Genomic DNA, 24,754 nt, shown 5'->3' with positions numbered 1-24,754 from the left:
CCGCCCGGCTGCCGCGCGCCATCCCGCGGCTGGCGTTCCACTATGGCGTCTTCGGCGTGGGCTACATCATTCCCGCCACCTTCCTGCCGGCGATGGCCAAGGAAATCATTCCAGACCCGGCCATATTTGGCTGGGCCTGGCCCCTGTTCGGCCTGGCGGCAACGGTGTCCTGCCTGCTGGTTCCGCGGCTGGCTCGGGGCGGCGACAGCGTGCGGATCTGGCGCGCCGCCCAGGGCTTGATGGCGCTGGGCATGCTGGCCGTGGCGTTGTGGCATCACATTGCCGCCGTGATCATGGCCGCGCTGCTGGTGGGCGGGACCTTCATGGTGATCACGCAGGCGGGCATGCTGGCCGCCAGGCGTTCCGCCGGCGCCTCGGCGCCGCGCGCGGCGGCGCTCATGACCGCGGCGTTCGCTGCGGGCCAGATCCTGGGACCGCTGCTGGCGTCCTGGGCGACGCATTGGGGCGCGGGACTGCCGCAAGTGTTGGCGGCCAGCGCGGCGCTGCTGGCCCTATCCGCATGGCGCTTGGGAAAGATCACGACAGATGACAAGGTCGCTGGGCATAATGCGATCGCGAGCGGCCAGCGGGGCCGTCCGCACCATAACCAGAACTAGGAGTCATCTGCATGAAACCGTTGCGCCCCCTGATTGCCGCCCTGGCGGCCATTGCCGCCTTCAGCGGCGCCGCCCAGGCCCAAACCGCCGACTGGCCGGCCAAGCCCATCACCATGATCGTGCCCTACGCGCCGGGCGGCTTCGCCGACACCCGGGTGCGCCTCTTGGCGCGCAAGCTGGGCGACTCGCTGGGCCAGCCCATCGTGGTCGAAAACAAGGCGGGCGCGGGCGGCGTGGTCGGCACCAACCTGATCGCGCGCGCGGCGCCGGACGGCTACACCATCGGCACGGGCAACCTGGCGCCCATGGCGGTCAACCCGACGCTGATGAAGGACATGCCGTACAACCCGCAGAAAGACCTGGCCCCGATCATCCTGATCGAGAACAGCCCGCTGGTGCTGAGCGTGAACAACGAATTGCCCGTAAAGACGCTGGCGGACCTGATCGCGCTGGCCAAGAAACAGCCCGGCAAGCTGTCCTTCGGCTCGTCCGGCGTAGGCGGCGCGCACCACCTGTCCGGCGAAATGTTCCGCGAACAGGCCAAGATCGACATCGTCCACGTGCCCTACAAGGGCGGCAGCCTGGCCGCGACCGACCTCATGGGCGGCCATATCTCGATGATGTTCGAAATGGGTTATTCCGCGCTGCCCGCGATCCAGGGCGCCAAGATCCACCCCATCGCCGTCACGTCCGCCAAGCGTCTGGCCGTGCTGCCCGACGTGCCCACCATGGCCGAATCGGGCCTGCCCGGCTTCGAGTCGTACAACTGGCAGGGCATCGTCGCCCCGGCCGGCACGCCCGCGCCCATCATCGCCAAGCTCAACGCCGAGTTCAACCGCATCCTGAAGGAACCGGATGTGCAGAAGGCCATCGCCGACACCGGCAGCCAGGCCGGCGGCGGCACGCCCGAGGAATTCGGCGCCTTCATCAAGAGCGAAACCGAGAAGTGGGCGCATGTCATCAAGGCTGGGAACATCCAGCTTCAGTAACCCTCCAGGAGACCTTCCATGGCTGCCCGTCTGATTGATCTGCTCAAGCTCCACCATCCCATCGTCCAGGCCCCCATGGCCGGCGGCGCCACGACGGTGGAGCTGGTTTCCGAAGCATCGAAGGCGGGAGTCCTGGGTTCGCTCGGGGCGGCCTACATGAGCCCTGAGCAGATCGAGGCGGCGGCGCGCGACATCCGCGCGCGCACGCCGCTGCCGTTCGCCATCAATCTGTTCGCATCCGTGCCGGAAGAACCCATGCGCGGCGACGCCAACCGCATGCTGGCCCTGATGGCGCGCTACCACCAGCAACTGGGCCTGGCGGCTCCCGCCGCGCCCGGACCGCAGGCGGACCCGCTGCCGGAGCAGATCGAGGCCATCTTGCGCGTGCGCCCGGCCGTCTTCAGCTTCACCTTCGGCCGCATGCCGGCTGGCGCCATCGCGCGCTGTCGCGAGCTGGGCATCCTGACCGTGGGCACCGCGACCACCGTACGCGAAGCGGTCGCGCTCGAACAGGATGGAGTGGACGCGATCGTGGCGCAGGGCGCCGAGGCGGGCGGCCATCGCGGCACCTTCCTGGGCGGTTTCGAGGAATCGCTGATCGGCACCATGGCGCTGGTGCCCCAGGCAGCCGATGCCGTATCCGTCCCTGTTATTGCGTCCGGCGGCATCATGGACGGGCGCGGCATCGCCGCCGCGCTGGCCCTGGGCGCCGATCTGGCCCAAATGGGGACGGCCTTCCTGACCACCGAGGAGTCCGGCATCAGCCAGGCCTACAAGGCGCTCCTGCCCGCCTCCCGGGCGGAACAGTCCCGGGTGACCCGGGCATTTTCCGGGCGGCCCGCCCGCGGCATCGAGAACGCCTTCATGCGCGAGGCCGACGCCATCGCCGCCGACATCCTGCCGTATCCCCTGCAAAACGCACTGACGCGTCCCATGCGCACGGCAGGCGGCAAGGCCGGCAACATTGACGTGCTGTCCCTGTGGGCCGGCCAGGGCGCGCCCCTCGCTCGGCACGAGACCACCGCCGACCTGGTCGCGCGGCTGGCCCGGGAGACCGCGGCGGCGCAGGCGCGGCGCTGACCGGTATTGTTCCCTGAACCGAAAACACTGTTCCACGCGCGGGCTCCTACGTTGTGATTACAAAGCGTCGGGCTACAATGGCGCCTCGCCGCCGGGAGCCCAGGCACCATCTCGCCCCCGGCATATGAGTAACAGGGCGCTTCCCGACGCCGCCTGTCTTAGCCGCGCCGACCCCAAATATTGCCGGACGCGCCTATCGGACAGCAGGGCAAGCTCCGCCGCCGAAACACCCTTTCGTTGCCCATGCCCGCTCAAACAAGCAAGACCACGGAATTCGCCCTGCGCCTGGAAGGTGTGGCGCTAGGCTATGGTGATTTCACCGTCTTGCGCGATATCTCCATGGACGTGCGCGCCGGCCAGGTGGTCGCCATCATGGGCGGCTCGGGGTCGGGCAAGACCACGCTGTTGCGGGCGGCCACCGGCCAGCTCACCGCGCAGCAGGGCCGGGTGCTGGCTTTCGGCCAGGACATGGCCAACGTCAACCGCGCCGAACTGGAATCGCTGCGCACGCGCATGGGCGTGCTGTTTCAGCAGGGCGCGCTTTTCACCGATCTGAATGTGTTCGAGAACGTGGCCTTTCCGCTGCGCGAGCACACCAAGCTGGCGGAGCCGGAAGTCACCGAGCGCGTGCTGGACAAGCTCGACGCCGTCGGCCTGCGCGCGGCCGCGCACCTGAAGGTGGCGGAAATCTCCGGCGGCATGGCCCGGCGCGTCGCGCTGGCCCGCGCCGTGGTGCTGGAGCCCGAACTCATTCTGTATGACGAGCCGTTTGCCGGACTGGACCCGATCTCGCTGGGCATTACCGCCCGCCTGATCCGCAGCCTGGCCGACCGCCTCGGCTGCGCCTCGGTGCTGATCACGCACGACGTGCAGGAATCGTTTTCCATCGCGGACCAGGTGTACCTGGTCGGGCAGGGCAAGCTTGCCGCCGCCGGCACCCCCGAAACGCTGTCGGCGTCGCAGGACCCCTACGTACAGCAGTTCCTCAAAGGGGAGCCCGACGGCCCCGTCGCGTTCCAATACCCCGAGACGCCCGCTTTCAAGAAGTGGCTTTCGCAACAGGAGGGGCGCCGCGCATGAGCGGATCCAACAACGCCATCGGCGCGCTGGGCGGCTGGGTGCGCAACCGCGTTTCCGGCATCGGCTACTTCACCCGGTTCTTCGGCGCCATGCTGGCGCGCAGCGGCATTGCGCTGACGCGCCCGCGCCTGGTGTCGCAGCAGGTCCATTTCATCGGCAACTACTCGCTGCTGATCATCGCCGTGTCCGGCATGTTCGTGGGCTTCGTGCTGGGGCTGCAGGGCTACTACACGCTGAACCGCTACGGCTCGGAAGAAGCGCTGGGCCTGCTGGTGGCCCTGTCGCTGGTGCGCGAACTGGGGCCCGTGGTCACGGCGCTGCTGTTCGCGGGCCGCGCGGGCACCTCGCTCACCGCGGAAATCGGCCTGATGAAGGCCGGCGAACAACTGGCGGCCATGGAAGTCATGGCCGTGGACCCGATACGCCGCGTGCTGGTGCCGCGCCTGTGGGGCGGGATCATCGCCATGCCCATTCTGGCGGCAGTGTTCTCCATGGTGGGCATCCTGGGCGGCTGGGTCGTGGGCGTGCTCATGATCGGCGTGGACGCCGGCGCCTTCTGGTCGCAAATGCAGAACGGCGTCGACGTCTGGAAAGACGTGGCCAACGGCGTCATCAAGAGCCTGGTCTTCGGCGTCACGGTGACGCTGGTCGCGCTCTACGAGGGCTGGCAGGCCAAGCCCACCCCTGAAGGCGTTGCCCGCGCGACCACGCGCACCGTGGTGGTGGGCTCCCTGGCGGTACTTGGGCTGGACTTCCTGCTCACCGCCTTGATGTTTGGAAATTGATACGGATCGATCATGTCTCGCGAAAAAACCGACTTCTGGGTAGGCCTGTTTGTATTGCTGGGCGCGGTCGCGCTGGCGTTCCTGGCGTTGCGCGCCGGCAACTTGAGCACCTTTTCTTTCGCCCCGACCTATACGCTGACGGCCAACTTCGATAACGTAGGCGGCCTCAAGGTGCGCGCGCCCGTCAAGAGCGCCGGGGTCGTCGTGGGCCGGGTTGCCGGCATCTCGTTCGATGACAAGACCTTCCAGGCGGTCGTCTCGGTCAACCTGGAAACGGCTTACCAGTTCCCCAAGGACACTTCGGCGTCCATCCTGACGTCGGGCCTGCTGGGTGAACAATACCTGGGCCTGAGCGCGGGCAGCGAAGAGGAAAACTTTGCCGACGGCGGCAAGATCCGCTACACGCAAAGCGCCGTGGTGCTTGAACAACTGATCAGCCAGTTCCTGTATGGGTCGGCGGAGAAGCAAGGCTCGAACGCGCCGGAACCCGCCGCGAAAACGCCAAATTAAAGACAATGCGACAGACGCGGTAACAGCAGCGCGTCCCAAGTACGCAATATCATAAGAATCGTTGATAGGGATGTCCTGATCATGAACAAGAAAACTATTGGCAGGATTGCCACCGTCGCCGCCGCGGGCGCGCTCATGGCAGGCTGCGCCGCGCCGCAGAACCCGGATCCGCGCGATCCCTGGGAAGGCTTCAACCGGGGCGTCTACAAGTTCAACGACACCGTCGACCGCGCCGTCTTCAAGCCGGTGGCGCAGGCCTACACCTACGTCATGCCGCAGCCGGTGCGCAGCTGCGTCCACAACATCTTCAGCAACGTCGGCGACCTCTGGTCGGGTACCAACAGCTTCCTGCAAGGCCGCGGCCACGACTTCGTCAACACGCTGGGCCGCTTCCTGTTCAACACCACCATGGGCGTGGGCGGCTGCTTCGACGTGGCCTCGGCCAATGGCGCGCGCCGCATCCCGAACGATTTCGGCACGACGCTGGGCGTGTGGGGCTTCAGCCAGGGTCCGTACCTGGTGCTGCCGTTCTTCGGTTCGTCCACCGTGCGCGACGGCACGGGCCTGATCGGCGACTTCGCCGGCACGACCTACGGCTACATGGGCGTGGACTCCATCGACAACGTTCGCCTGCGCAACTCGCTGTGGGGCCTGCGCGTGGTCGATACGCGCGCCAGCCTGCTGAGCGCCACCGACACGATCGACCGCGTCGCGCTCGACCCCTACAGCTTCATCCGCGACGCCTATCTGCAGCGCCGCGCCGCCATGGTGCTGGGCCAGAAGGTGGACGACGAATCCGCGCTGCCCAACTACGAAGACGACGAGGGCGATGCCGCCCCCGCCGCGCAGCCGGCGGCACAGCCCGCTGCGCAACCCGCGGCGCAACCGGCGGCCAAGTAAGCCGCGGCGTTACGCCATTAGTGCAAGTAAGGAGTTTTGATGCGAGTTTCTTTTGTTTCCCTGCTGCAGCGTCTGGTTTTCGCGGGCCTCCTGGGCCTGGGCCTGACCGCTGGCGCGCAGGCCAAACCCGACCCCAACGGCTCTCCGGACCAATTCGTGCTGGCCACGGCCAATGAGGCCCTGGACGTGCTGAAGGCCGACGGCACCGTCAAGGCCGGCAACACCGCCCGCATCAACCAGGTCGTCAACGAGCACATCCTGCCCTACGTCAACTTCCAGAAGACGACCCGGCTGGCCGCCGGCCGCTACTGGCGCCAGGCGACCGATGCGCAGAAAAAAGCGCTGGCCGAAGCCTTCCGCGGCACCCTGGTGCGCACCTACAGCGGCGCGCTGACCCGCGTCACGTCCAGCACCAACGTCACCGCGCTGCCGTTCCGCGGCGATCCCAAGGCCGACGACGTCGTCGTGCGCACGCTGATCAGCCAGGCCAACGGCCAGCCCACCGGCGTCGACTACCGCCTGGAAAAGACGCCCCAGGGCTGGAAGATCTACGACATGAACGTCGAAGGCATCTGGCTGATCGAGAACTACCGCAACCAGTTCGCGCAGCAGATCAATCGCGACGGCATCGACGGGCTGATCCAGGCGCTGAACCAGCGCAATCAATGACCGGCCTTGCGGCTATCGCGGCCCGGCGCGCCCTTGTGGTCCGCCGGGCCGATTGTTTTAGGGACAGACCAGCTGGATACCCGGCGAGACACCAGGGCTACCGGCCCGGCCAGCAGCGGCGCGCTTATATAATGATCAATTCGCTCTTTCCGGGCCAGCTCCCCCCGTCATGTCCGCCGTCAGTCTAGAAAACGTCTCCAAGGTCTACTCCCCGCGCCAGCGCGGCTGGCAGAAGCTGCTCGGGCGCGCACCCGCCCCCGGCTTCCAGGCGCTGGACAATGTCAGCCTGAACATCGAGCACGGCGAGTTCTTCGGCCTGCTCGGCCCCAACGGCGCCGGCAAGACCACGCTGATCTCGATCCTGGCCGGCCTGGCGCACGCCAGTTCGGGCCGCGCCACGGTCTGTGGATACGACGTCGTGGCCGACTACAAGTCGGCGCGGCGGGCTTTGGGCGTGGTGCCGCAAGAGCTGGTCTATGACCCGTTCTTCACGGTGCGCGAAACCCTGCGCATCCAGTCCGGCTATTTCGGCCTGCGCAAAAACGACGACTGGATCGACGAAATCCTGTTCAACCTGGGACTGGCCGACAAGGCCAACTCCAATATGCGGGCGCTGTCCGGCGGCATGAAGCGCCGCGTGCTGGTGGCCCAGGCGCTGGTGCACCGCCCGCCGGTGATCGTGCTGGACGAACCCACCGCCGGCGTGGACGTGGACCTGCGGCGCACGCTGTGGGAGTTCATCTCGCGCCTGAACAAGGCCGGCCACACCATCATGCTGACCACCCATTACCTGGAAGAAGCGGAAGCCCTGTGCGGCCGCATCGCCATGCTCAAGCGCGGCCGCATCGTGGCGCTGGACACCACCCAGGCCCTGATGGCCCGCGTGGGCGGGGTCGACCTGGAAGACGCTTTCGTGCGCATCATGCACGCAGGCGACGAGCAACCCGCGCCCGCCCTGCAACCCGAAGAGATCTCGTCATGACCCAGCCCGCCGCGACCGCCAGCCAGCCGCTGGTGCAGCCCCGCCTGGATGCGGGATCCGGCTTCCCGACCTTGCTGCGCAAGGAATTGCTGCGCTTCTGGAAAGTCAGCTTCCAGACCATCGCCGCCCCCGTCATCACCGCGCTGCTGTACCTGCTGGTCTTCGCCCATGTGCTGGAAGGGCGCGTCATGGTGTACGGCAGCGTGCCCTACACCGCGTTCCTGATCCCCGGGCTCATGATGATGAGCATGCTGCAGAACGCCTTCGCCAATCCCTCGTCCTCGCTCATCCAGAGCCGCATCACCGGCAACCTGGTCTTCATGCTGCTGCCGCCGCTGTCGCACCGCGACATCTTCGCCGCCTATGTGCTGGCGGCGATCGTGCGCGGCCTCGCGGTCGGGCTGTGCGTGTGGGTGGTGGCCCTGTTCTTCGTGTCGCTGATTCCCGCCCACCCGCTGTGGCTGGCTGTCTTCGCGGTGCTGGCCTGCGGCATCATGGGCGTGCTGGGCCTGATCGCAGGCCTGTGGTCGGAAAAGTTCGACCAGCTCGCCGCCTTCCAGAATTTCCTGATCATGCCGGCCACCTTCCTGTCCGGCGTGTTCTATTCCATCCATACGCTCCCCGCCTTCTGGCAGAGCGTGTCCCACTGGAACCCCATCTTCTACACCATCGACGGCTTCCGCTATGGATTCTTCTCGGTGTCGGACGTCTCCCCCTGGCGCAGCCTGGCGGTGGTGACGGGGGTGTTCCTTGCGCTATCGCTCTATGCGCTGCGGCTACTGGCCAGCGGCTACAAACTCAGGAACTGACGTCCATGCTTCCCACTCCCGCGCAAGTCCGCCAATACATCGCGGACGGCCTGCCCTGTGAACATCTCGACGTGCAAGGCGACGGCTCGCATTTCGACGCCGTCATCGTCAGCGCCGCCTTCGAAGGCAAGCGCCCGATCCAGCGCCATCAGCTGGTCTATGCCGCGCTCGGCGACCGCATGAAGGCCGAGATCCATGCGCTGTCCATGCGCACCCTGACGCCCGCCGAATACCAGCAAGCAGGCAAGTAATGGACAAGCTACGCATCACCGGAGGTTCGCGCCTGCACGGCGAAATCTCCATTTCCGGCGCCAAGAACTCGGCTCTGCCCATTCTGTGCGCCGGCCTGCTGACGGCCGACGCGCTGACCCTCAGCAACGTGCCGCACCTGAACGACACCGCCACCATGCTGCGCCTGCTGGGCCGCATGGGCATGCGCGCCGAGCGCGCCGCGGACGGCACGGTCACGCTGCAGGCCAACCAGATCGACAAGCTGGAAGCGCCCTACGACCTGGTCAAGACCATGCGGGCCTCCATCCTGGTGCTGGGTCCGCTGCTGGCGCGCTTCGGCGAAGCCCGCGTCAGCCTGCCCGGCGGCTGCACTATCGGCCAGCGTCCGGTGGACCAGCACATCAAGGGCCTGGCCGCGCTGGGCGCCGAAATCAGCATCGAACACGGCTTCGTGGTGGCGCGCGCCACGCGCCTGAAAGGCGCTTCCGTGCGCACCGACATGGTCACCGTCACCGGCACCGAGAACCTGCTGATGGCAGCAGTGCTGGCCGAAGGCCGGACCGTGCTGGAAAACGCCGCCTGCGAACCCGAAGTGGTGGACCTGGCCGAACTGCTCATCAAGATGGGCGCCCGCATCCAGGGCCACGGCACCAGCCGCATCGTGATCGACGGCGTGGACCGCCTGCACGGCGCCGAACACCGCGTCATTTCCGACCGCATCGAAGCCGGCACGTTCCTGTGCGCGGTCGGCGCGGCAGGCGGCGACATCGTCCTGCGCAACACGGACGCGGACATCCTCGGCGCCACGCTGGGCAAACTGGCCGAGGCCGGCCTCACCATCGAGACCGGCCCCGACTGGATCCGCTGCGCCATGTCCTCGCGCCCCCGCGCCGTGGGCTTCCGCACGCTGGAGTACCCCGGATTCGCCACCGACATGCAGGCCCAGGTCATGGCGCTGAACACCGTGGCCGAAGGCACCTCGGTCATCGTCGAGACCATCTTCGAAAACCGCTACATGCACGTGCAGGAACTGCGCCGCATGGGCGCGGACGTCGACATCGACGGCCACACCGCCATCGTGCGCGGCGTGCCGAAGCTGTCGGGCGCCACCGTCATGGCCACCGACCTGCGCGCCTCGGCCAGCCTGGTCATCGCCGGCCTCGCTGCCGACGGCGAGACCCTGGTCGACCGCATCTACCACCTGGATCGCGGCTACGACCAGATGGAAGTCAAACTGCGCGCCTTGGGCGCGAACATCCAACGCGTTACCGGCAAGGAACAGGCATGAACGATGCCCCCACCACCGTCACCCCCCTGACCCTGGCCCTGTCCAAGGGGCGCATCTTCGAAGAGACCATGCCGCTGCTGGCCGAGGCCGGCATCGAAGTCCCCGAGAACCCCGAAAGCTCGCGCAAGCTGATCCTGCCCACCAGCGATCCCGGCCTGCGCCTGATCATCGTGCGCGCCTCGGACGTGCCCACCTATGTGCAGTACGGCGCGGCCGACCTGGGCATCGCGGGCAAGGACGTGCTCATCGAGCACGCCAAGGAACAGCCCGGCGGCCTGTATCAACCCATCGACCTGAACATCGCCAAGTGCCGCCTGGCCGTGGCCGTGCGCAAGGGCTTCGACTACGAAGGCGCCGTCCACCAGGGCGCGCGCCTGCGCGTGGCCACCAAGTACGTGCAGTCAGCCCGTGAACACTTCGCCGCCAAGGGTGTGTACGTGGACATCATCAAGCTGTATGGTTCGATGGAACTGGCGCCGCTGGTGGGCCTGGCCGACTGCATCGTGGACCTGGTGTCCACCGGCGGCACCTTGCGCGCCAACGACCTGGTCGCGGTGGAAGACATCATGCCGATTTCCTCGCGCCTGATCGTCAACCAGGCCGCGCTGAAGACCCGCGGCGCCCGCCTGCAACCGCTGCTGGACGCCTTCGAGAGAGCCGCCTCCCGCAACGCCTGATCCTCGCCCGCCGCGACGCCGCGGCGGCCGCTACCTGCTTGCCCCATGACGCCATGGCCCTGATCAATCGTCTCGACTCCCGCGATCCCGGATTCAAATCCGCCCTGTCCACGCTGCTGGCCTTCGAGGCCACCGAGGACGAATCCATCGACCGCGCCGCGGCCGGCATCCTGGCCGACGTGCGCGCCCGCGGCGATGCCGCGCTGGTGGAATACACGCAGCGCTTTGACCGCATGCCCGACGCATCGGCCCAGACGCTGGAGATCCCCAAGGCGGACTGGCATGCGGCCCTGGCCGCGCTGCCGGCCGCCCAGCGCAACGCGCTGGAAGCCGCCGCCGACCGCGTGCGCAGCTACCACGAACGCCAGCGCGCCGAGACCTGGACCTACACCGACGCCGACGGCACCATGCTGGGCCAGCAGGTGACCCCGCTGGACCGCGTGGGCCTGTACGTGCCCGGCGGCAAGGCCGCCTACCCGTCCTCGGTGCTGATGAACGCCATCCCGGCCAAGGTCGCGGGCGTGCAGGAACTGGTCATGGTCACGCCCACGCCCGATGGCGTGCGCAACCCCATCGTGCTGGCCGCCGCGGCCATCGCCGGCGTCGACCGCGTCTTCGCCATCGGCGGCGCGCAAGCCGTGGGCGCGCTGGCCTACGGCACGGCCACCGTGCCGGCCGTCGACAAGATCGTCGGCCCGGGCAACGCCTACGTCGCCGCCGCCAAGCGCCGCGTGTTCGGCGTGGTCGGCATCGACATGATCGCCGGCCCCAGCGAAATCCTGGTCATCTGCGACGGCAACACGCCGGCCGACTGGATCGCCATGGACCTGTTCTCGCAGGCCGAGCACGACGAGCTCGCCCAATCCATCCTGCTGTGCCCGGACGCCGCCTTCATCGAAGCCGTGCAAGCCTCGATCGAACGCCTGTTGCCCACCATGCCGCGCGCCGACATCCTGCGCGTCAGCTTGGCCAACCGCGGCGCGCTGATCCTGGTCCAGGACCTGGAAGAAGCCTGCCGGATCGCCAACGACATCGCGCCCGAGCACCTCGAAATCTCCACCGAGCACCCCGAGAAATGGACCGCGCAGATCCGCCACGCCGGCGCGATCTTCATGGGCCGCTTCAGCTCCGAATCCCTGGGCGACTACTGCGCCGGCCCCAACCACGTGCTGCCGACCTCGCGCACGGCACGCTTTTCGTCGCCGCTGGGCGTCTATGACTTCCAGAAGCGCTCCAGCCTGATCCAGGTTTCGCACCAGGGCGCCCAGAAGCTGGGCCGCATCGCCGCCGAACTGGCGCTGGGCGAGGGCCTGCAGGCGCACGCCGCCAGCGCCCAGTACCGGATCGACCAGCCATGAGCGTGCCGGGCCGCCCCGAAGGCGAATACAGGAGTACGCGGCGCGAAGGCAGTCCGGTGAGCGCGGCAGGCATCGCCGGCCGCATCGCCGACACGGTCCGGGCGGATATCCGCGAACTGGCCGCCTATCCCGTGGCCAACGCCGAGGGCTGCATCAAGCTCGACGCCATGGAATGCCCCTACGAGCTGCCCGAGGCGGTGCGCGAGGACATCGCCCGCGCCGTGCGCGACACGCCCCTGAACCGCTATCCCGCAGCCGACCTGTCCGCGCTGCAGCAGGCCGTAAAAACGGCCTTCGGCGTGCCCGATGCGGCGGACGTGCTGTTCGGCAACGGCTCGGACGAACTCATCCACATCGTGGTGCAGGCCTGCTGCAACCCCGGCGACACGGTGCTGTCACCCTGGCCGTCGTTCGTCTACTTCGACATGGCCGCGCGCTTCGACCACGCCCGCTTCGTCGGCGTGTCCTTGACGGATGATCTGACCCTGGATTTGCCGGCCATGCTGGCCGCCATCCGCGAACATCAGCCCAAAGTGGTGTTCCTGGCAGTCCCCAACAACCCCACTGGTGGCCTCTGGTCCGACGAGGACATGCAAGCCATCATCGCCGCCGCCCCCGGGCTGGTGGTGCTGGACGAGGCTTACCAGCCCTTCGCCGACCGCACCTGGATGCCACGGGTGCTGGACGCGCCGAACGTGGTCGTCATGCGCACGGTGTCCAAGATCGGCCTGGCCGGCCTGCGCTTCGGTTACCTGGCCGGCCACCCGGCGTGGATCGCAGAGCTGAACAAGGTCCGTCCGCCCTACAACCTGGACGTGCTGACCCAGGCCACGCTGTCGGCCGTGCTGCGCCACAAGCCGGTGCTGGATGAACAGGCCGCCCGCCTGCGCGCCGACCGCGAGCCGCTGGCTGCCGCCCTGGCCCAGTTGCCCGGCGTGCGGGTATTCCCTTCCGCCGGCAACTTCGTTCTTGCCCGCTTTTCCGGCAAGCTGGACGGCAACGCCGTGCATCTTGCCCTGAAAACGCGCAAAATATTGATTCGCAACTTCTCCAACGCCCATCCGCTACTGGCCAACTGCCTGCGCATCTCGGTGGGCGCCCCGGCTGAAAACGCCGCCTTGCTATCCGCCCTGCAAGAGATTTTGAGTGCTTAACATGCGTACCGCTGAGATCACCCGCAACACCAACGAAACCCGCATCCGCGTGGCCGTCAATATCGACGGTACCGGCAAGCAGACGATCGACACCGGCGTGCCGTTCCTGGACCACATGCTGGACCAGATCGCGCGCCACGGCCTGATCGACCTCGACATCAAGGCGGAAGGCGACCTGCACATCGACGCGCACCACACCGTCGAAGACGTGGGTATCACCCTGGGCATGGCCATCGCCAAGGCCGTCGGCACCAAGGCCGGCCTGCGCCGCTACGGCCACGCCTATGTGCCGCTGGACGAAGCGCTGTCGCGCGTGGTGGTGGATTTCTCGGGCCGTCCGGGCCTGGAATATCACATTCCCTTCACCCGCGCCCGCATCGGCGACTTCGACGTGGACCTGACCCGCGAATTCTTCCAGGGCCTGGTCAACCACGCCCTGATCACGCTGCACATCGACAACCTGCGCGGCGTCAATGCCCACCATCAGGCGGAAACGGTCTTCAAGGCCTGTGGCCGCGCCCTGCGCATGGCCATGGAAGTCGATCCCCGCATGGGCGACGTCGTGCCCTCCACCAAGGGCGTGCTGTAACGTCCGCCATCCACCTCGCAGCAGGCAGAAAGAAGTGACCACTATCGCCATCGTCGACTACGGAATGGGCAATTTCCACTCCGTCGCCCGCGCCCTGAAATACGCCGCCCCCGATGCCGACATCCGCATCTGCAGCCAGCCCCAGGAAATCGCCGCGGCCGACCGCGTCGTGTTTCCCGGCCAGGGCGCCATGGCCGACTGCATGCGCACCCTGAACGAATCCGGCCTGCGCGAGGCTGTCGTGCGAGCCGCGCGCGAGAAGCCCCTGCTGGGCGTGTGCGTGGGCGAACAGATGCTGTTCGATTCCAGCGAAGAAGGCGGCACCGCCTGCCTGGGGCTGTTCCCCGGCGTGGTGCGCCGCTTCGCGGGTCCCGGCTTTGCGGACCCCGTGAGCGATGACGACGCCTGCCTAGCCGACACCGGCGCCGCCGGACTCGCCGACACCCGCCCCGAACGCCTCAAGGTTCCGCACATGGGATGGAACAAAGTGCGCCAGACGCGCTCTCATCCTATCTGGGCCGGCATTCCGGACGACACGCACTTCTATTTCGTCCATAGCTACTACGCCGATCCGGAAGATCCGGACCTGACTGTTGGTGAAACCGAGTATGGCCTCGCCTTTACCTGCGCGGTGGCGGCGGCTAACATTTTCGCGGTGCAGTTTCACCCCGAAAAGAGCGCCGAGCACGGTTTGCGCCTGTATCGCAATTTTGTAGACTGGCAGCCGTAGGCTCCAAGCCCACGCCCGCCAGCCCTTTCAACCCCTATATTTTTCGCTGCCCACCATGCTGCTGATCCCCGCCATCGATCTCAAAGACGGGCGCTGCGTGCGCCTGCGCCAGGGTGACCTGGACGATGCAACGGTGTTCTCTGAAGACCCCGCCGCCATGGCCACCCGTTGGCTCGACCAGGGCGCGCGCCGCCTGCATCTGGTCGACCTGAACGGCGCCGTCGCCGGCAAACCCAAGAACGAAGCCCCCATCAAGGCGATCCTGGACGCTGTCGGCGACGACATCCCCGTGCAGATCGGCGGCGGCATCCGCGACCTCGACACCATCGAACGCTATCTCGACGCCGGCATCTCCTACGTGATCATCGGCACCGCCGCGGTCAAGAACCCCGGCTTCCTGCAGGACGCCTGCGGCGCCTTCCCGGGCCAGATCATCGTCGGCCTGGACGCCCGCGACGGCAAGATCGCCACCGACGGCTGGAGCAAGCTGACCCGCCACGACGTGCTCGACCTGGCCAAGAAGTTCGAGGACTACGGCTGCGAGGCCATCATCTACACCGACATCGGCCGCGACGGCATGCTGTCCGGCGTCAACGTCGAGGCCACGGTACGCCTGGCCCAACACGTGCGCATCCCGGTCTACGCATCGGGCGGCATCGCCGGCATCCAGGACATCGAAGCCCTCTGCGCCGTCGAGGAAGAAGGCGTCGAAGGCGCCATCCTGGGCCGCAGCATCTACGAAGGCACGCTCGACTTCCAGGCGGCGCAGGCGCGCGCCGACGAATTGGCAAAATGACCACCTCCAGCAGCACCCCCGGGGCCGGCGCGCCCGCACAGAGCGCGCTGACCCGCCGCATCATCCCCTGCCTTGACGTCACCGCGGGCCGCGTCGTCAAGGGCGTGAATTTCGTCAACCTGCTCGACGCGGGCGACCCCGTCGAGATCGCCCGCCGCTACAACGAGCAGGGCGCCGACGAACTCACCTTCCTGGACATCACCGCCACCAGCGACGGCCGCGACCTGATCCTGCCCATCATCGAGCAGGTGGCCTCGCAGGTCTTCATTCCGCTGACGGTGGGCGGCGGCGTGCGCCAGGTGTCCGACATTCAGCGCCTGCTGAACGCCGGCGCCGACAAGATCAGCATCAACAGCGCCGCCGTGGCCAACCCGGAACTGGTGCGGGCCGCCTCGGACTACCACGGCTCGCAATGCGTGGTGGTGGCGATTGATGCGCGCCGCGTGTCGGCCGCGGGCGAACCGGCCCGCTGGGAAGTCTTCACGCACGGCGGCCGCAAGGCCACCGGACTGGACGCCGTGGCCTGGGCGCGCCGCATGGCCGCCTACGGCGCCGGCGAAATCCTGCTGACCAGCATGGACCGCGACGGCACCAAATCCGGTTTCGATCTGGAACTCACGCGCGCCGTCTCGGACGCCGTGCCGGTGCCCGTCATCGCCTCGGGCGGCGTGGGCAACCTGCAGCATCTGGCCGACGGCGTCACCACCGGCCGCGCCAGCGCGGTCCTGGCCGCCAGCATCTTCCACTTCGGCCAGCACACCGTGGGCGAGTGCAAGCGCTTCATGGCCGAACAGGGCATATCCGTAAGGTTGTGATCCCCCCCGGAGCGCCTGCGGCGCTTCGGGAAGCCCCTCTCAGGCGTGCAACAAGGTATTGCCGTAAGATTATGAGTCCCCACGCGACTGTGGCGGTCCGCAAGCTGCCGCGCGAGGACAATGGATGAATGAGATGAGCAACGAACCCGCCTGGATGGCCGATGTCGTTTTCGACGAAAACGGCCTGATACCCGCGATCGCGCAAGACTCCGAAAACGGCCAGATCATGATGGTGGCCTGGATGAATCGCGAATCGCTCGCCGAAACGGCCGCCACCGGGCGCGCCGTCTACTGGTCGCGTTCCCGCCAGCGCCTGTGGCGCAAGGGCGAGGAATCCGGCCATGCCCAGGAAGTACATGAATTGCGCCTGGACTGCGACGGCGACGTGATCCTGCTGAAGATCCACCAGCAGGGCGGCATCGCCTGCCACACCGGGCGTGCCAGCTGCTTCTACCGCCGCCTGGAAGGCCAGTCCGACCAGGCTTCCTGGATCACGGTGGACCCCGTGCTGAAAGATCCCGAACTGATCTACAAATGACCGCTCAAGCCGCAAGCGCCGCAGAAATCCTGGCGCGTATCGCCGATACCCTGGAAACCCGCCGTCCTGAAAATGGCGGCGATCCCAAAGCTTCTTACTCCGCCAAGCTGCTGGCCAAGGGCCCGGACGCCTTCCTCAAGAAGATCGGCGAGGAAGCCACCGAGCTGGTCATGGCCGCCAAGGACGGCGTGCCTGACCGCATCGTCAGCGAAACCGCCGACCTGTGGTTCCATTGCCTGGTGGCCCTGACGCATTTCAAGCTTCGGCCCGAAGACGTACTGGCCGAACTGGCTCGCCGCGAGGGCCTCTCCGGCCTGGCGGAAAAGGCGAGCCGCCCGCAAGACTGAACCCGGAACTGGAAAAATGAGCGACAACTGTCTCTTCTGCAAGATCGCCGCTGGCGAAATCCCGTCCAAGAAGGTCTACGAGGACGAGGACTTTGTTGCGTTCCACGACATCAATCCGGCCGCGCCGGTACATTTATTGCTGATCCCTCGACGTCATGTCACATCCATGCAGGATATTAAGGGGGAGGACGCAGAATGGTTGGGTAGAATGATGTCATTAGCGCCGCGGTTAGCCGCTGAAAACGGTTGCAGTCCGGGCCCTGATGGCGGGTTTCGCATCATGATCAATTCTGGCGTCGAAGGCGGCCAGGAAGTCCCGCATCTGCATTTCCACATCATCGGCGGCTCGCGACCCTGGAAAGGGCGCGTGGCCCCCAACGCGTAATTCGGAGAAACATCATGGGTAGTTTCAGCATCTGGCATTGGTTGGTTGTCCTGGTCATCGTGGCGCTGATTTTCGGCACCAAGAAGCTGCGCAACATCGGCTCGGACCTGGGCGGCGCGGTCAAGGGCTTCAAGGAAGGCATGAAGGACGCCAACGGCGACAAGCCGGCCGAACCGATCGCGCAACAGCGCGTCTCCGGCGACACCATCGACGTGCAGGCCAAGGAAAAATCCAACTCCTGAGCGCCTGCTCGGCTCCCGGGCCGTCCTGAACAGGCCGGCCCTTATTGCATCCACTCCCGAGCGGCCGTCGAATGTTTGATGTCAGCTTCACTGAACTGATGGTGATCGGCGTCATCGCCCTGATCGTCATCGGCCCCGAACGCCTGCCCAAGGTTGCCCGCACCGTCGGCCACCTGCTCGGGCGCGCGCAGCGTTACGTCAATGACGTGAAATCCGATATCCAGCGCGAAATCGAGCTCGACGAACTGCGCAAGTTCAAGAGCGAGATGGAAGATGCCGCCCAGGGCGTGCAACAGTCGCTGAACGAAACCCAGGCCTCGCTGCAGGAACCCGTCCAGCAGTTCCGCGCGGAACTCGACGAAGTCGCGCGCGAAGCCAGCATCAAGGCCGAGCCGGCCGCCGCCAGCGACACGCCTGCCGAGCCCGAACGCAGCATCGCGCCGCCGCCTGGGCAGAACCACAGCCTGGATCTGGACCTGCCGCCGGCGGCCGTACCCGCCCCCGCCGCAACCCAACAACCCGCGCCCAGCGCGCCCAAGGCCGACGACGCCGCGCCCGCCGCCAAGCCCGTCGCGCCCTCCGGAACACCGACGTGACCCAGGACGCCACCCAAGAAGAGGGCCAGCAGGAGACTTTCATCTCCCACCTGGTCGAATTGCGCACTCGCCTGCTGCGCGCCGTTGGCGCCGTGGTCGTCGTGTTCATCGTGCTGTTCATCTACCCCGGCGCGTCGGCCATCTATGACGTGCTGGCTCAGCCCATGCTGGCTTCGCTGCCGGAAGGCACCCGCATGATCGCCACCGGCGTCATCACGCCGTTCATGGTGCCGGTCAAGGTCACCATGATGGCCGCGTTCATCGTGGCGCTGCCCGTGGTGCTGTACCAGGCCTGGGCCTTCGTGGCGCCCGGCCTGTATCGCCACGAAAAACGCCTGGCGCTGCCGCTCATCATTTCCAGCACCTTCCTGTTCATCGCGGGCATGGCGTTCTGCTATTTCGTGGTGTTCCGCACGGTGTTCCACTTCATCGCCACCTTCACGCCGCAGTCCATCACGCCCGCCCCGGACATCGAGGCCTATCTGAGCTTCGTCATGACGATGTTCATGGCCTTCGGCATCACCTTCGAAGTGCCCGTGGCCGTGGTGCTGCTGGTCAAGATGGGCGTAGTCGAATTGTCCAAGCTGAAGGCCGCCCGCGGCTACGTGGTGGTGGGCGCCTTCATCATCGCCGCCGTGGTCACGCCGCCCGACGTGGTCAGCCAGTTCATGCTGGCGGTGCCGCTGTGCCTGCTGTATGAGGTCGGACTGATCTGCGCCCGCATGGTCACGCCAAAACCGGGAGCCGAGAGCGAGGCCAGTTCGGATTCTCTGAGCGAACGCCACTGATCTTCCTACGGACGGTCCTGCCCATAAAGCAGGACCGTTTCACCTTGTGGGCGACGCATGGCGACTCTACATTGCCCACATGTCACTCGCCCAAAGACTGCACACCCTGATGCGATGGCGCGGCATCAAAAGCCAGAATCAGCTGGCGCGCATTTCCGGCGTCCCGCAATCCTGCATCCATCGCATCCTCATGCGCGAAGACTGCTATTCGCCGTCTCGCGCCACCTTGCTGCGGCTGGCGCGCGCGCTGGACACCAGCGTACCCTGGCTGACCGATGGCATCGGGCCGGGCGCGCAGGCGCCGTCTGACAGCGCCTGCGCCCCGGACGGCTACTGCACGGAAATCTGGGCGCTGCTGCGCAATCAATCCGAGAGCACCAAAAAGGCCATCCTGTCGGCGGTCCGCCTGATGGCTAAAGACCCCGCCGCGACCTGACTCCCAGCCGCGCCCCAACAAGATCCCGGCCCGGCCCTAGCGCGGCTTGCCCGGGCGCGTACCCACCACCACCGCCAGCTCGACCGGTTTGCCGCCGCGCAATATGCCGAGCTTGGCGCTCTGGCCCGGTGGAAGTTGCGCAATCTCCGACAGCAGGCTGCTGGTGTCCGTCATGCGTTTGCCGTTGACCGACTGCACGATATCGCCCACCCGCAAGCCGCCCCGCGCCGCCGGCCCGTCGCGCATCACGCCGGCGATGATGACGCCCGAGGTGTCGCGGTCCAGCCCGAATGCGCGCGCCAGCTCCGGGGTCACGTCTTGCGGTTCCACGCCAAGCCAGCCGCGCTTGACCCCGCCGGTCCTGACGATCTCGTCCATGACCTTGCGCGCGATCTCGATAGGGGTGGCGAAGCCTATGCCCATGGACCCGCCCGACTCGGAATAGATGGCGGTATTGATGCCGACCAGATTACCCGCGGCGTCGACCAGCGCGCCGCCCGAATTGCCGGGGTTGATCGCGGCATCGGTCTGGATGAAGTTCTCGTACGTGTTCAGGCCCAGCCCGTTGCGGCCCAGCGCCGACACGATGCCCAGCGTCGTGGTCTGTCCCACGCCGAACGGATTGCCTATCGCCAGCACCACGTCGCCCACGCGCAGGCCCCGGTCGGGCGCCAGCGTGGCCGCGGGCAGGGCGCGCAAGGTGGCCAGTTTCAGCAGGGCCAGATCGGTGTCCGGATCCGCGCCCACCACCTTGGCGACATCGCGGCGGCCATCCGCCAGCGCAACCTCGATCGCTTCCGCTGCCTGCACCACGTGGTAGTTGGTCAGCACATAGCCGTCCTGGTTCACGATCACGCCGGACCCCAGGCTGGTCGAGGCCTGGCGTCGCGTCACGCCCGGCACCTGGCCGAAGAACTGCCGCAGCACCGGATCGTCGGGCAACGGAATCAGCGGCACGTTCACGTGCTTGGTCGTGTAGACATTGACCACGGAGGGCGCCGCGCGGGCCACGCCGTCGGCATAGGACGCCGTAGCCTGGGTGCGCGCTGCCGGCGGTGTTGCGGCCGCCGTGGCGGGCTGGGGCCCAGCCGCCGGCCCAGCCAGCCGCAGCAGGTCGGGCCGCAAGGTCGTGACCACGAATAGAATACCCAGGCAGACCGTGACGGCCTGAGCAAAGATCAGCCAATATCGGCGCATGATTCTGATAGGACTAGCTATGAGTAAAGTGGACTCCCACGTCCTGGCCAACTGGCTGGACGACACCCTGCAAGCAGCCCGCTTCAAGGACTATTGCCCCAATGGGCTGCAGGTGGAAGGCCGATCCGAAATCGCACACATTATCGCCGGAGTCACGGCCAGCGAAGCCCTGCTGCGCGTGGCGGTCGAACGCGGCGCGGATGCGGTGCTGGTGCACCACGGCTGGCTCTGGCGCAACGAGGACCGCCGGGTCATCGGCACGCGCCGCGCGCGCATGGCCCTGGCGCTGAAAAACGACCTGAACCTGTACGCCTACCATCTGCCGCTGGACGCGCATCCCGCCCTGGGCAACAACGCGCAGCTGGCGCGCGTGCTGGGCCTGACGCCCGCGCTGCGCGATGACGGCGCGCCGCAGACCTGTGGCCCCGACAATCTGGTCTGGCTGGGCGCCGCCGACGGCGTGGCGACGCTGGGCCAGTTGGGCGCGCGCGTGTCCGAACGTCTGGGCCGCCAGCCGCTGGTGGTGGGCGATCCGGACCTGCCTCTGGCAAGCGTGGCCTGGTGCACGGGCGGCGCCCAAGGCATGCTGGGCGACGCCGTGGACGCCGGCGCCAGCGCCTACATCACGGGCGAAGTCTCCGAATCCACGGTGCACCTGGCGCGCGAGACCGGCGTGGGCTTCATCGCCGCGGGCCACCACGCCACCGAACGCTACGGCGTGCAGGCGCTGGGGCAGGCGGTGGCGGCGCGCTTCGGCATCAAGGTCGAATTCGTCGACATCGACAACCCGGCTTAACAGGCGCCGCGCCCCGCCACCCGCCCCCGCAAGGGGGCGTTTTTATTTCGAGGCGGCAACGGCCCCCCGCGCACGCCGCCAGTGTCCGAATCGGCCGGACTTGGCTAGGGGAAAACCAGAGGGCGCGATCAAGGCGGCGCCTGTGCGTCGCATCTGGTCAATCGCGGTTCTCTCCCTATCAATTCCGGGCGCAGTCCACAGCCCTAGCATTCCATCCAATCGCCCGCGCCCGGGCCTTTCCCGGCTGGGCCTCCTACACACGGAGCCATGGAATGCTGACCCTCTACGACCACCCGCGCTCCGGCAACTGCTACAAGGTCCGCCTCTTTCTTGCGCTCATCGGCCGGGACTACCAAAGCACGTTCGTCGACGTGCTCGCCCGCAAGAACCAGACTGCGGAGTTCGAGCGCATCAGCGCTTTCCAGCAGATCCCCGCGCTGACCGATGGCGACATCGCCATCTGGGACAGCCACGCCATTCTGCTGCACCTGGCGCACCACTATGCCCCCGAATGGCTGGCGCCGCTGCCGCGCATCGGCGCCATGCACGCCTGGCTATCGGTATCCGCCAACGAAATCGCCAACAGCCTGCAGCCGCTGCGCTTGACGCGCGTGGTAAGCCATGCAGAAGCCGCGCACCACCTGGGCGTGAGCGAGGCCTTGCTCGACGTGCCCGGCATGCAGGAGCGCACGGACCGCGTGCTGCAACGCCTGGACAAGCGCCTTGCAGAAAACGCGTGGCTGGCGGGCGGCGATGCGCCGACCGTGGCCGACATCGCCTGCTACGGCTACCTGTCGCTGGCGGAGGAAGCCGCCATCGACATCGCCGCCTATCCCGCCGTCGCGGCGTGGCGCAAGCGCATGCAGCAGTTGCCGGGGTACGTGCCGCCGGGTCCCTGAGGCCCGCGCACAAACACAAGCGCAAACACAAAAACTACTACTACAAGACAAGAGGGAACCACATGGATGCCATACAGGCCGCGCAGCCTATTGCCCAATCACACAAGAAACCGAACCTGTTCCGGGTCGCCGTCGCAACGGTCATCGGCACCGCCGTGGAAGCCTTCGACTTCCTCGCCTACGGCACCGCCGCCGCCCTGGTGTTCAACAAGATCTTTTTCCCGCAGTTCGATCCGGTGACCGGCACACTGGCGGCCTTCGGCGCGTTCGCCAGCGGCATGCTGGCGCGGCCCATCGGCGGCATTCTGTTCGGCCATTTCGGCGACCGCATCGGCCGCAAGTCCATGCTGACGCTGAGCCTGCTGTTGATGGGCATATGCACCGTGCTCATCGGACTGCTGCCGACCTATGAACAGATCGGCATCTCGGCGGCGGTGCTGCTGGTGGTGCTGCGCATCGGCCAGGGGCTGTCGTTCGGCGGCGAGATGGGCGGCGCCATGCTGATGGCGGTCGAACATGCGCCACCGAAATGGAAGGCGTTCTTCGGCAGCCTGCCGCTGGTGGGCGCGCCCCTGGGCATCCTGCTGTCGGTGGGGTCCTTCGCGCTGGTGACGCGGCTGCCGGAAGCGGACTTCCTGTCCTGGGGCTGGCGCCTGCCGTTCCTCGCCAGCGCCGTGCTCATCGTCGTCGGCCTGTTCATCCGCCACGGCATCGACGAGTCGCCGGAGTTCGAACAGGTCAAGCGCGAAAAGGCGCTGGCCAGGCAGCCCCTGGAAGACAAGATGCCCCTGGGCGAGTTGTTGCGCAAGCACGGCAAGTCGCTCCTGCTATGCATAGGCTGCAAGATCGCCGAGGTGACCCTGATCTACACCTTCCTGGTGTTCTCGGTGTCCTATGCCGTATCGAAGCTGGGCTTCAGCCGGGCCGACGCGTTGCATGCCTTGCTCTATGGCGCCGGCCTGCTGATGTTCACCATCCCGCTGTTCGGCGTGCTGGCCGACCGCATCGGCGCGCGCCGCGTCTGTGGCTGGGGCGGCATGTTCCTCGGACTCATGGCCATCCCGATCTTTCTCGCGGTGGGCAGCGGTTCGCTGATGGCCTACAGCCTCGCTGTCTTCGTCGCCATGGCTTTCAACTACGCGATCATGATCGCGCCCCAATCCAGCCTCTACAGCGCGCAGTTCCCTGCGGAGTTGCGCTATTCCGGGTTGTCCATCGGGGTCCAGTTCTCGGCGGCTATCGGCGGCGGCCTGGCGCCGCTGATCTCGGCCACGCTGGTCCAGAAGTTCGACAGCATTCTTCCGGTCGGCGTCTATCTGGCCTTCCTCGGCATCGTCGCCGGCACCTCGGCGTTTCTCATGAAGCCCACGCCGCAGGACTTGCGCCGCGGCTGATGCGCAAGAGCAGCAGGGCCCGGCGGCGCTACGCGCCGCCGCTGCCGCCGCTGGCCGTCTTGCGGTACAGGGCCGGCGACATGCCGAAGCGTTCATGGAAGCGGCGGATGAAATGGCTGACATGCAGAAAGCCGCAAGACGCCGCAATCTCCTTGACCTCGACGTGCGCGCGCCGCGGATCCTCCAGCGCTTCCCTGGCCAGCTGCAGGCGGCGTTCGCGCACATAGCTGGTGTATTGCAGCGACCGCATCTTGAACAGCCGGTGCACCCAGCGCGTCGTCACGCGCAGCACGTCCGCCACCGCCTGCACCGACAGTTCCGGATCGGTGATGTGGGCATCGATGTAGCTGGCCAGTACCTGCCAGTTGTCGGCGGGTGCGCGCGCATCGCCCGGAATCTTCTCCAACGCCTGGCTGGTGTAAATCGAGGCCAGCAGCGCCAGCAGCGCCTGCTCCGCAAAAAGCGACGATGTGGGATTCGATTCCGCCTTGTCGAAGAACACATGATGCAGGCAGCGATGCGCGGTCTGTACCATCGGCAAGGCAGCCACGCCGCGCTGCGCGGTGAACTGCGACATCGCCAGGCTGTGCGCGCCCAGCAGGCGCGACAGCGGCCCCTTGACCACCACGATGCGCGAATCGGTGTACATCCGGATCTCGGAAGGCAGCGCGGTCGTTCGGAAGATGATGTCGCCGGGTTCCAGCGGCAGCGTGGCCTCGTTCTGCACGATGACGCCATGCCCCGCAATCACGAAGCTCGCCAGGAATTCCGCGTGCTCCAGGTCGGCCGCGTGCTCCGCGCGGTGATGCACGCTGATCGGTGTCGATTCCAGGCTTACCACCAACCCGCCTGCACGCAGCCTACAGGCCTGCAATTGCAGCCTGGGCTGTTCGGTCAAGGCGCGGAATTCCCCTGGCAGGACCAGCTTGTCCAGCTCGCGCTCGTAGCCCGCGATCTCCTGCGCATAGAAGGGGCGGAATTGCGGCGCGAAATTGAGATCCGCCTCGGAACAGGCGGGCCGGGCGGATGGATTCACTGTCTGGCTGGCGCGTGGCATGCTGGGAACACTCTGTCGGG

The 24,754-nt window shown here is 66.9% G+C and carries 31 protein-coding genes; 29 read left to right on the top strand and 2 right to left on the bottom strand.

Annotated features, from left to right (window positions below; genetic code table 11):
• The 26 genes from WBB14_RS03020 to WBB14_RS02895 form a co-directional block, all read left to right on the top strand.
• The coding region (locus WBB14_RS03020) for a YbfB/YjiJ family MFS transporter (protein WP_424238504.1) at nt 1-617 on the top strand (617 nt) is incomplete at its 5' end.
• Between the two features lie 11 nt (nt 618-628).
• Nucleotides 629-1,606, top strand: a complete 978-nt coding sequence (locus tag WBB14_RS03015; protein WP_424238503.1) for a Bug family tripartite tricarboxylate transporter substrate binding protein — start codon at nt 629-631, stop codon at nt 1,604-1,606.
• A gap of 18 nt (nt 1,607-1,624) precedes the next feature.
• Nucleotides 1,625-2,686 carry an NAD(P)H-dependent flavin oxidoreductase gene (locus tag WBB14_RS03010; RefSeq protein WP_424238502.1) on the top strand — a complete coding sequence of 354 codons (1,062 nt, stop codon included), beginning with the start codon at nt 1,625-1,627 and terminating at the stop codon, nt 2,684-2,686.
• Nucleotides 2,687-2,929: 243 nt separating this feature from the next.
• On the top strand, nt 2,930-3,766 hold the full coding sequence (locus tag WBB14_RS03005) for an ABC transporter ATP-binding protein (protein WP_424238501.1): 837 nt from the start codon (nt 2,930-2,932) through the stop codon (nt 3,764-3,766).
• A complete protein-coding gene (gene mlaE, locus WBB14_RS03000) occupies nt 3,763-4,551 on the top strand; it encodes a lipid asymmetry maintenance ABC transporter permease subunit MlaE (RefSeq protein WP_258129569.1) in 789 nt (262 codons plus the stop codon). The genes WBB14_RS03005 and mlaE overlap by 4 nt, the downstream gene beginning before the upstream one ends.
• A 12-nt stretch (nt 4,552-4,563) precedes the next feature.
• The gene (gene mlaD, locus WBB14_RS02995; RefSeq protein ID WP_013390958.1) at nt 4,564-5,061 is read left to right on the top strand and encodes an outer membrane lipid asymmetry maintenance protein MlaD; all 498 of its coding nucleotides are present in this window, start codon (nt 4,564-4,566) and stop codon (nt 5,059-5,061) included.
• An 81-nt stretch (nt 5,062-5,142) separates the two neighbouring features.
• Entirely contained in the window at nt 5,143-5,961 is an 819-nt protein-coding gene (locus WBB14_RS02990; protein WP_424238500.1) for an MlaA family lipoprotein, read from the top strand.
• Nucleotides 5,962-6,000: 39 nt separating this feature from the next.
• Entirely contained in the window at nt 6,001-6,630 is a 630-nt protein-coding gene (locus WBB14_RS02985) for an MlaC/ttg2D family ABC transporter substrate-binding protein (protein ID WP_424238499.1), read from the top strand.
• Between the two features lie 169 nt (nt 6,631-6,799).
• Nucleotides 6,800-7,612 (top strand): ABC transporter ATP-binding protein, encoded by an 813-nt coding sequence (locus WBB14_RS02980; RefSeq protein WP_424238498.1) that lies wholly within the window; start codon nt 6,800-6,802, stop codon nt 7,610-7,612.
• A complete protein-coding gene (locus WBB14_RS02975; RefSeq protein WP_013390954.1) occupies nt 7,609-8,421 on the top strand; it encodes an ABC transporter permease in 813 nt (270 codons plus the stop codon). The genes WBB14_RS02980 and WBB14_RS02975 overlap by 4 nt, the downstream gene beginning before the upstream one ends.
• Before the next feature lie 5 nt (nt 8,422-8,426).
• Nucleotides 8,427-8,672, top strand: coding sequence for a BolA family protein (locus WBB14_RS02970; RefSeq protein WP_424238497.1), 246 nt, complete (start codon nt 8,427-8,429; stop codon nt 8,670-8,672).
• Entirely contained in the window at nt 8,672-9,940 is a 1,269-nt protein-coding gene (murA, locus tag WBB14_RS02965; RefSeq protein ID WP_424238496.1) for a UDP-N-acetylglucosamine 1-carboxyvinyltransferase, read from the top strand. Before WBB14_RS02970 ends, murA begins: the two co-directional genes overlap by 1 nt.
• A complete protein-coding gene (hisG, locus tag WBB14_RS02960) occupies nt 9,937-10,617 on the top strand; it encodes an ATP phosphoribosyltransferase (RefSeq protein ID WP_207469212.1) in 681 nt (226 codons plus the stop codon). Before murA ends, hisG begins: the two co-directional genes overlap by 4 nt.
• A 53-nt stretch (nt 10,618-10,670) precedes the next feature.
• Nucleotides 10,671-11,975, top strand: a complete 1,305-nt coding sequence (hisD, locus tag WBB14_RS02955; protein ID WP_424238495.1) for a histidinol dehydrogenase — start codon at nt 10,671-10,673, stop codon at nt 11,973-11,975.
• Nucleotides 11,972-13,129, top strand: coding sequence for a histidinol-phosphate transaminase (gene hisC / locus WBB14_RS02950; protein WP_424238494.1), 1,158 nt, complete (start codon nt 11,972-11,974; stop codon nt 13,127-13,129). Before hisD ends, hisC begins: the two co-directional genes overlap by 4 nt.
• Before the next feature lies 1 nt (nt 13,130).
• Entirely contained in the window at nt 13,131-13,718 is a 588-nt protein-coding gene (gene hisB / locus WBB14_RS02945; protein ID WP_013390948.1) for an imidazoleglycerol-phosphate dehydratase HisB, read from the top strand.
• Between the two features lie 34 nt (nt 13,719-13,752).
• Nucleotides 13,753-14,448 carry an imidazole glycerol phosphate synthase subunit HisH gene (gene hisH, locus WBB14_RS02940; protein ID WP_013390947.1) on the top strand — a complete coding sequence of 232 codons (696 nt, stop codon included), beginning with the start codon at nt 13,753-13,755 and terminating at the stop codon, nt 14,446-14,448.
• Nucleotides 14,449-14,503: 55 nt separating this feature from the next.
• A complete protein-coding gene (gene hisA / locus WBB14_RS02935; RefSeq protein WP_006224535.1) occupies nt 14,504-15,244 on the top strand; it encodes a 1-(5-phosphoribosyl)-5-[(5-phosphoribosylamino)methylideneamino]imidazole-4-carboxamide isomerase in 741 nt (246 codons plus the stop codon).
• Complete coding sequence (hisF, locus tag WBB14_RS02930) at nt 15,241-16,059, top strand: imidazole glycerol phosphate synthase subunit HisF (protein WP_424238493.1); 819 nt, start codon at nt 15,241-15,243, stop codon at nt 16,057-16,059. The genes hisA and hisF overlap by 4 nt, the downstream gene beginning before the upstream one ends.
• A 133-nt stretch (nt 16,060-16,192) precedes the next feature.
• Nucleotides 16,193-16,597 carry a phosphoribosyl-AMP cyclohydrolase gene (gene hisI / locus WBB14_RS02925; protein ID WP_424238492.1) on the top strand — a complete coding sequence of 135 codons (405 nt, stop codon included), beginning with the start codon at nt 16,193-16,195 and terminating at the stop codon, nt 16,595-16,597.
• Nucleotides 16,594-16,944 carry a phosphoribosyl-ATP diphosphatase gene (locus tag WBB14_RS02920; protein WP_424238491.1) on the top strand — a complete coding sequence of 117 codons (351 nt, stop codon included), beginning with the start codon at nt 16,594-16,596 and terminating at the stop codon, nt 16,942-16,944. The genes hisI and WBB14_RS02920 overlap by 4 nt, the downstream gene beginning before the upstream one ends.
• A 16-nt stretch (nt 16,945-16,960) precedes the next feature.
• Nucleotides 16,961-17,329, top strand: coding sequence for a histidine triad nucleotide-binding protein (locus WBB14_RS02915; protein ID WP_424238490.1), 369 nt, complete (start codon nt 16,961-16,963; stop codon nt 17,327-17,329).
• Between the two features lie 14 nt (nt 17,330-17,343).
• On the top strand, nt 17,344-17,571 hold the full coding sequence (gene tatA / locus WBB14_RS02910; RefSeq protein WP_013390942.1) for a Sec-independent protein translocase subunit TatA: 228 nt from the start codon (nt 17,344-17,346) through the stop codon (nt 17,569-17,571).
• A 71-nt stretch (nt 17,572-17,642) separates the two neighbouring features.
• Complete coding sequence (gene tatB, locus WBB14_RS02905) at nt 17,643-18,167, top strand: Sec-independent protein translocase protein TatB (RefSeq protein ID WP_424238489.1); 525 nt, start codon at nt 17,643-17,645, stop codon at nt 18,165-18,167.
• The gene (tatC, locus tag WBB14_RS02900) at nt 18,164-18,955 is read left to right on the top strand and encodes a twin-arginine translocase subunit TatC (RefSeq protein ID WP_424238488.1); all 792 of its coding nucleotides are present in this window, start codon (nt 18,164-18,166) and stop codon (nt 18,953-18,955) included. Before tatB ends, tatC begins: the two co-directional genes overlap by 4 nt.
• A gap of 79 nt (nt 18,956-19,034) precedes the next feature.
• Nucleotides 19,035-19,391 (top strand): helix-turn-helix domain-containing protein, encoded by a 357-nt coding sequence (locus WBB14_RS02895; RefSeq protein WP_424238487.1) that lies wholly within the window; start codon nt 19,035-19,037, stop codon nt 19,389-19,391.
• Nucleotides 19,392-19,427: 36 nt separating this feature from the next.
• Here WBB14_RS02895 and WBB14_RS02890 read toward each other — a convergent pair whose 3' ends face one another.
• Nucleotides 19,428-20,588, bottom strand: coding sequence for a trypsin-like peptidase domain-containing protein (locus WBB14_RS02890; protein WP_424238486.1), 1,161 nt, complete (start codon nt 20,586-20,588; stop codon nt 19,428-19,430).
• 19 nt (nt 20,589-20,607) lie between these two features.
• Between WBB14_RS02890 and WBB14_RS02885 the strand changes: the two genes are divergently transcribed.
• The 3 genes from WBB14_RS02885 to WBB14_RS02875 all read left to right on the top strand — a co-directional run bounded on the left by WBB14_RS02885 (nt 20,608) and on the right by WBB14_RS02875 (nt 23,677).
• A complete protein-coding gene (locus WBB14_RS02885) occupies nt 20,608-21,384 on the top strand; it encodes a Nif3-like dinuclear metal center hexameric protein (RefSeq protein WP_424238485.1) in 777 nt (258 codons plus the stop codon).
• Nucleotides 21,385-21,656: 272 nt separating this feature from the next.
• Nucleotides 21,657-22,283 carry a glutathione S-transferase family protein gene (locus WBB14_RS02880; protein WP_424238484.1) on the top strand — a complete coding sequence of 209 codons (627 nt, stop codon included), beginning with the start codon at nt 21,657-21,659 and terminating at the stop codon, nt 22,281-22,283.
• Between the two features lie 62 nt (nt 22,284-22,345).
• On the top strand, nt 22,346-23,677 hold the full coding sequence (locus tag WBB14_RS02875) for an MFS transporter (RefSeq protein WP_424238483.1): 1,332 nt from the start codon (nt 22,346-22,348) through the stop codon (nt 23,675-23,677).
• 28 nt (nt 23,678-23,705) lie between these two features.
• Here the strand turns inward: WBB14_RS02875 and WBB14_RS02870 are convergent, their stop codons facing one another.
• Nucleotides 23,706-24,734, bottom strand: a complete 1,029-nt coding sequence (locus WBB14_RS02870; protein WP_424238482.1) for an AraC family transcriptional regulator — start codon at nt 24,732-24,734, stop codon at nt 23,706-23,708.
• Nucleotides 24,735-24,754: the final 20 nt, after the last annotated feature.

Source organism: Achromobacter sp. (assembly GCF_049647645.1).
Taxonomy (GTDB): domain Bacteria; phylum Pseudomonadota; class Gammaproteobacteria; order Burkholderiales; family Burkholderiaceae_B; genus Achromobacter.
This window is presented reverse-complemented; position numbering and strand designations above follow the sequence as displayed.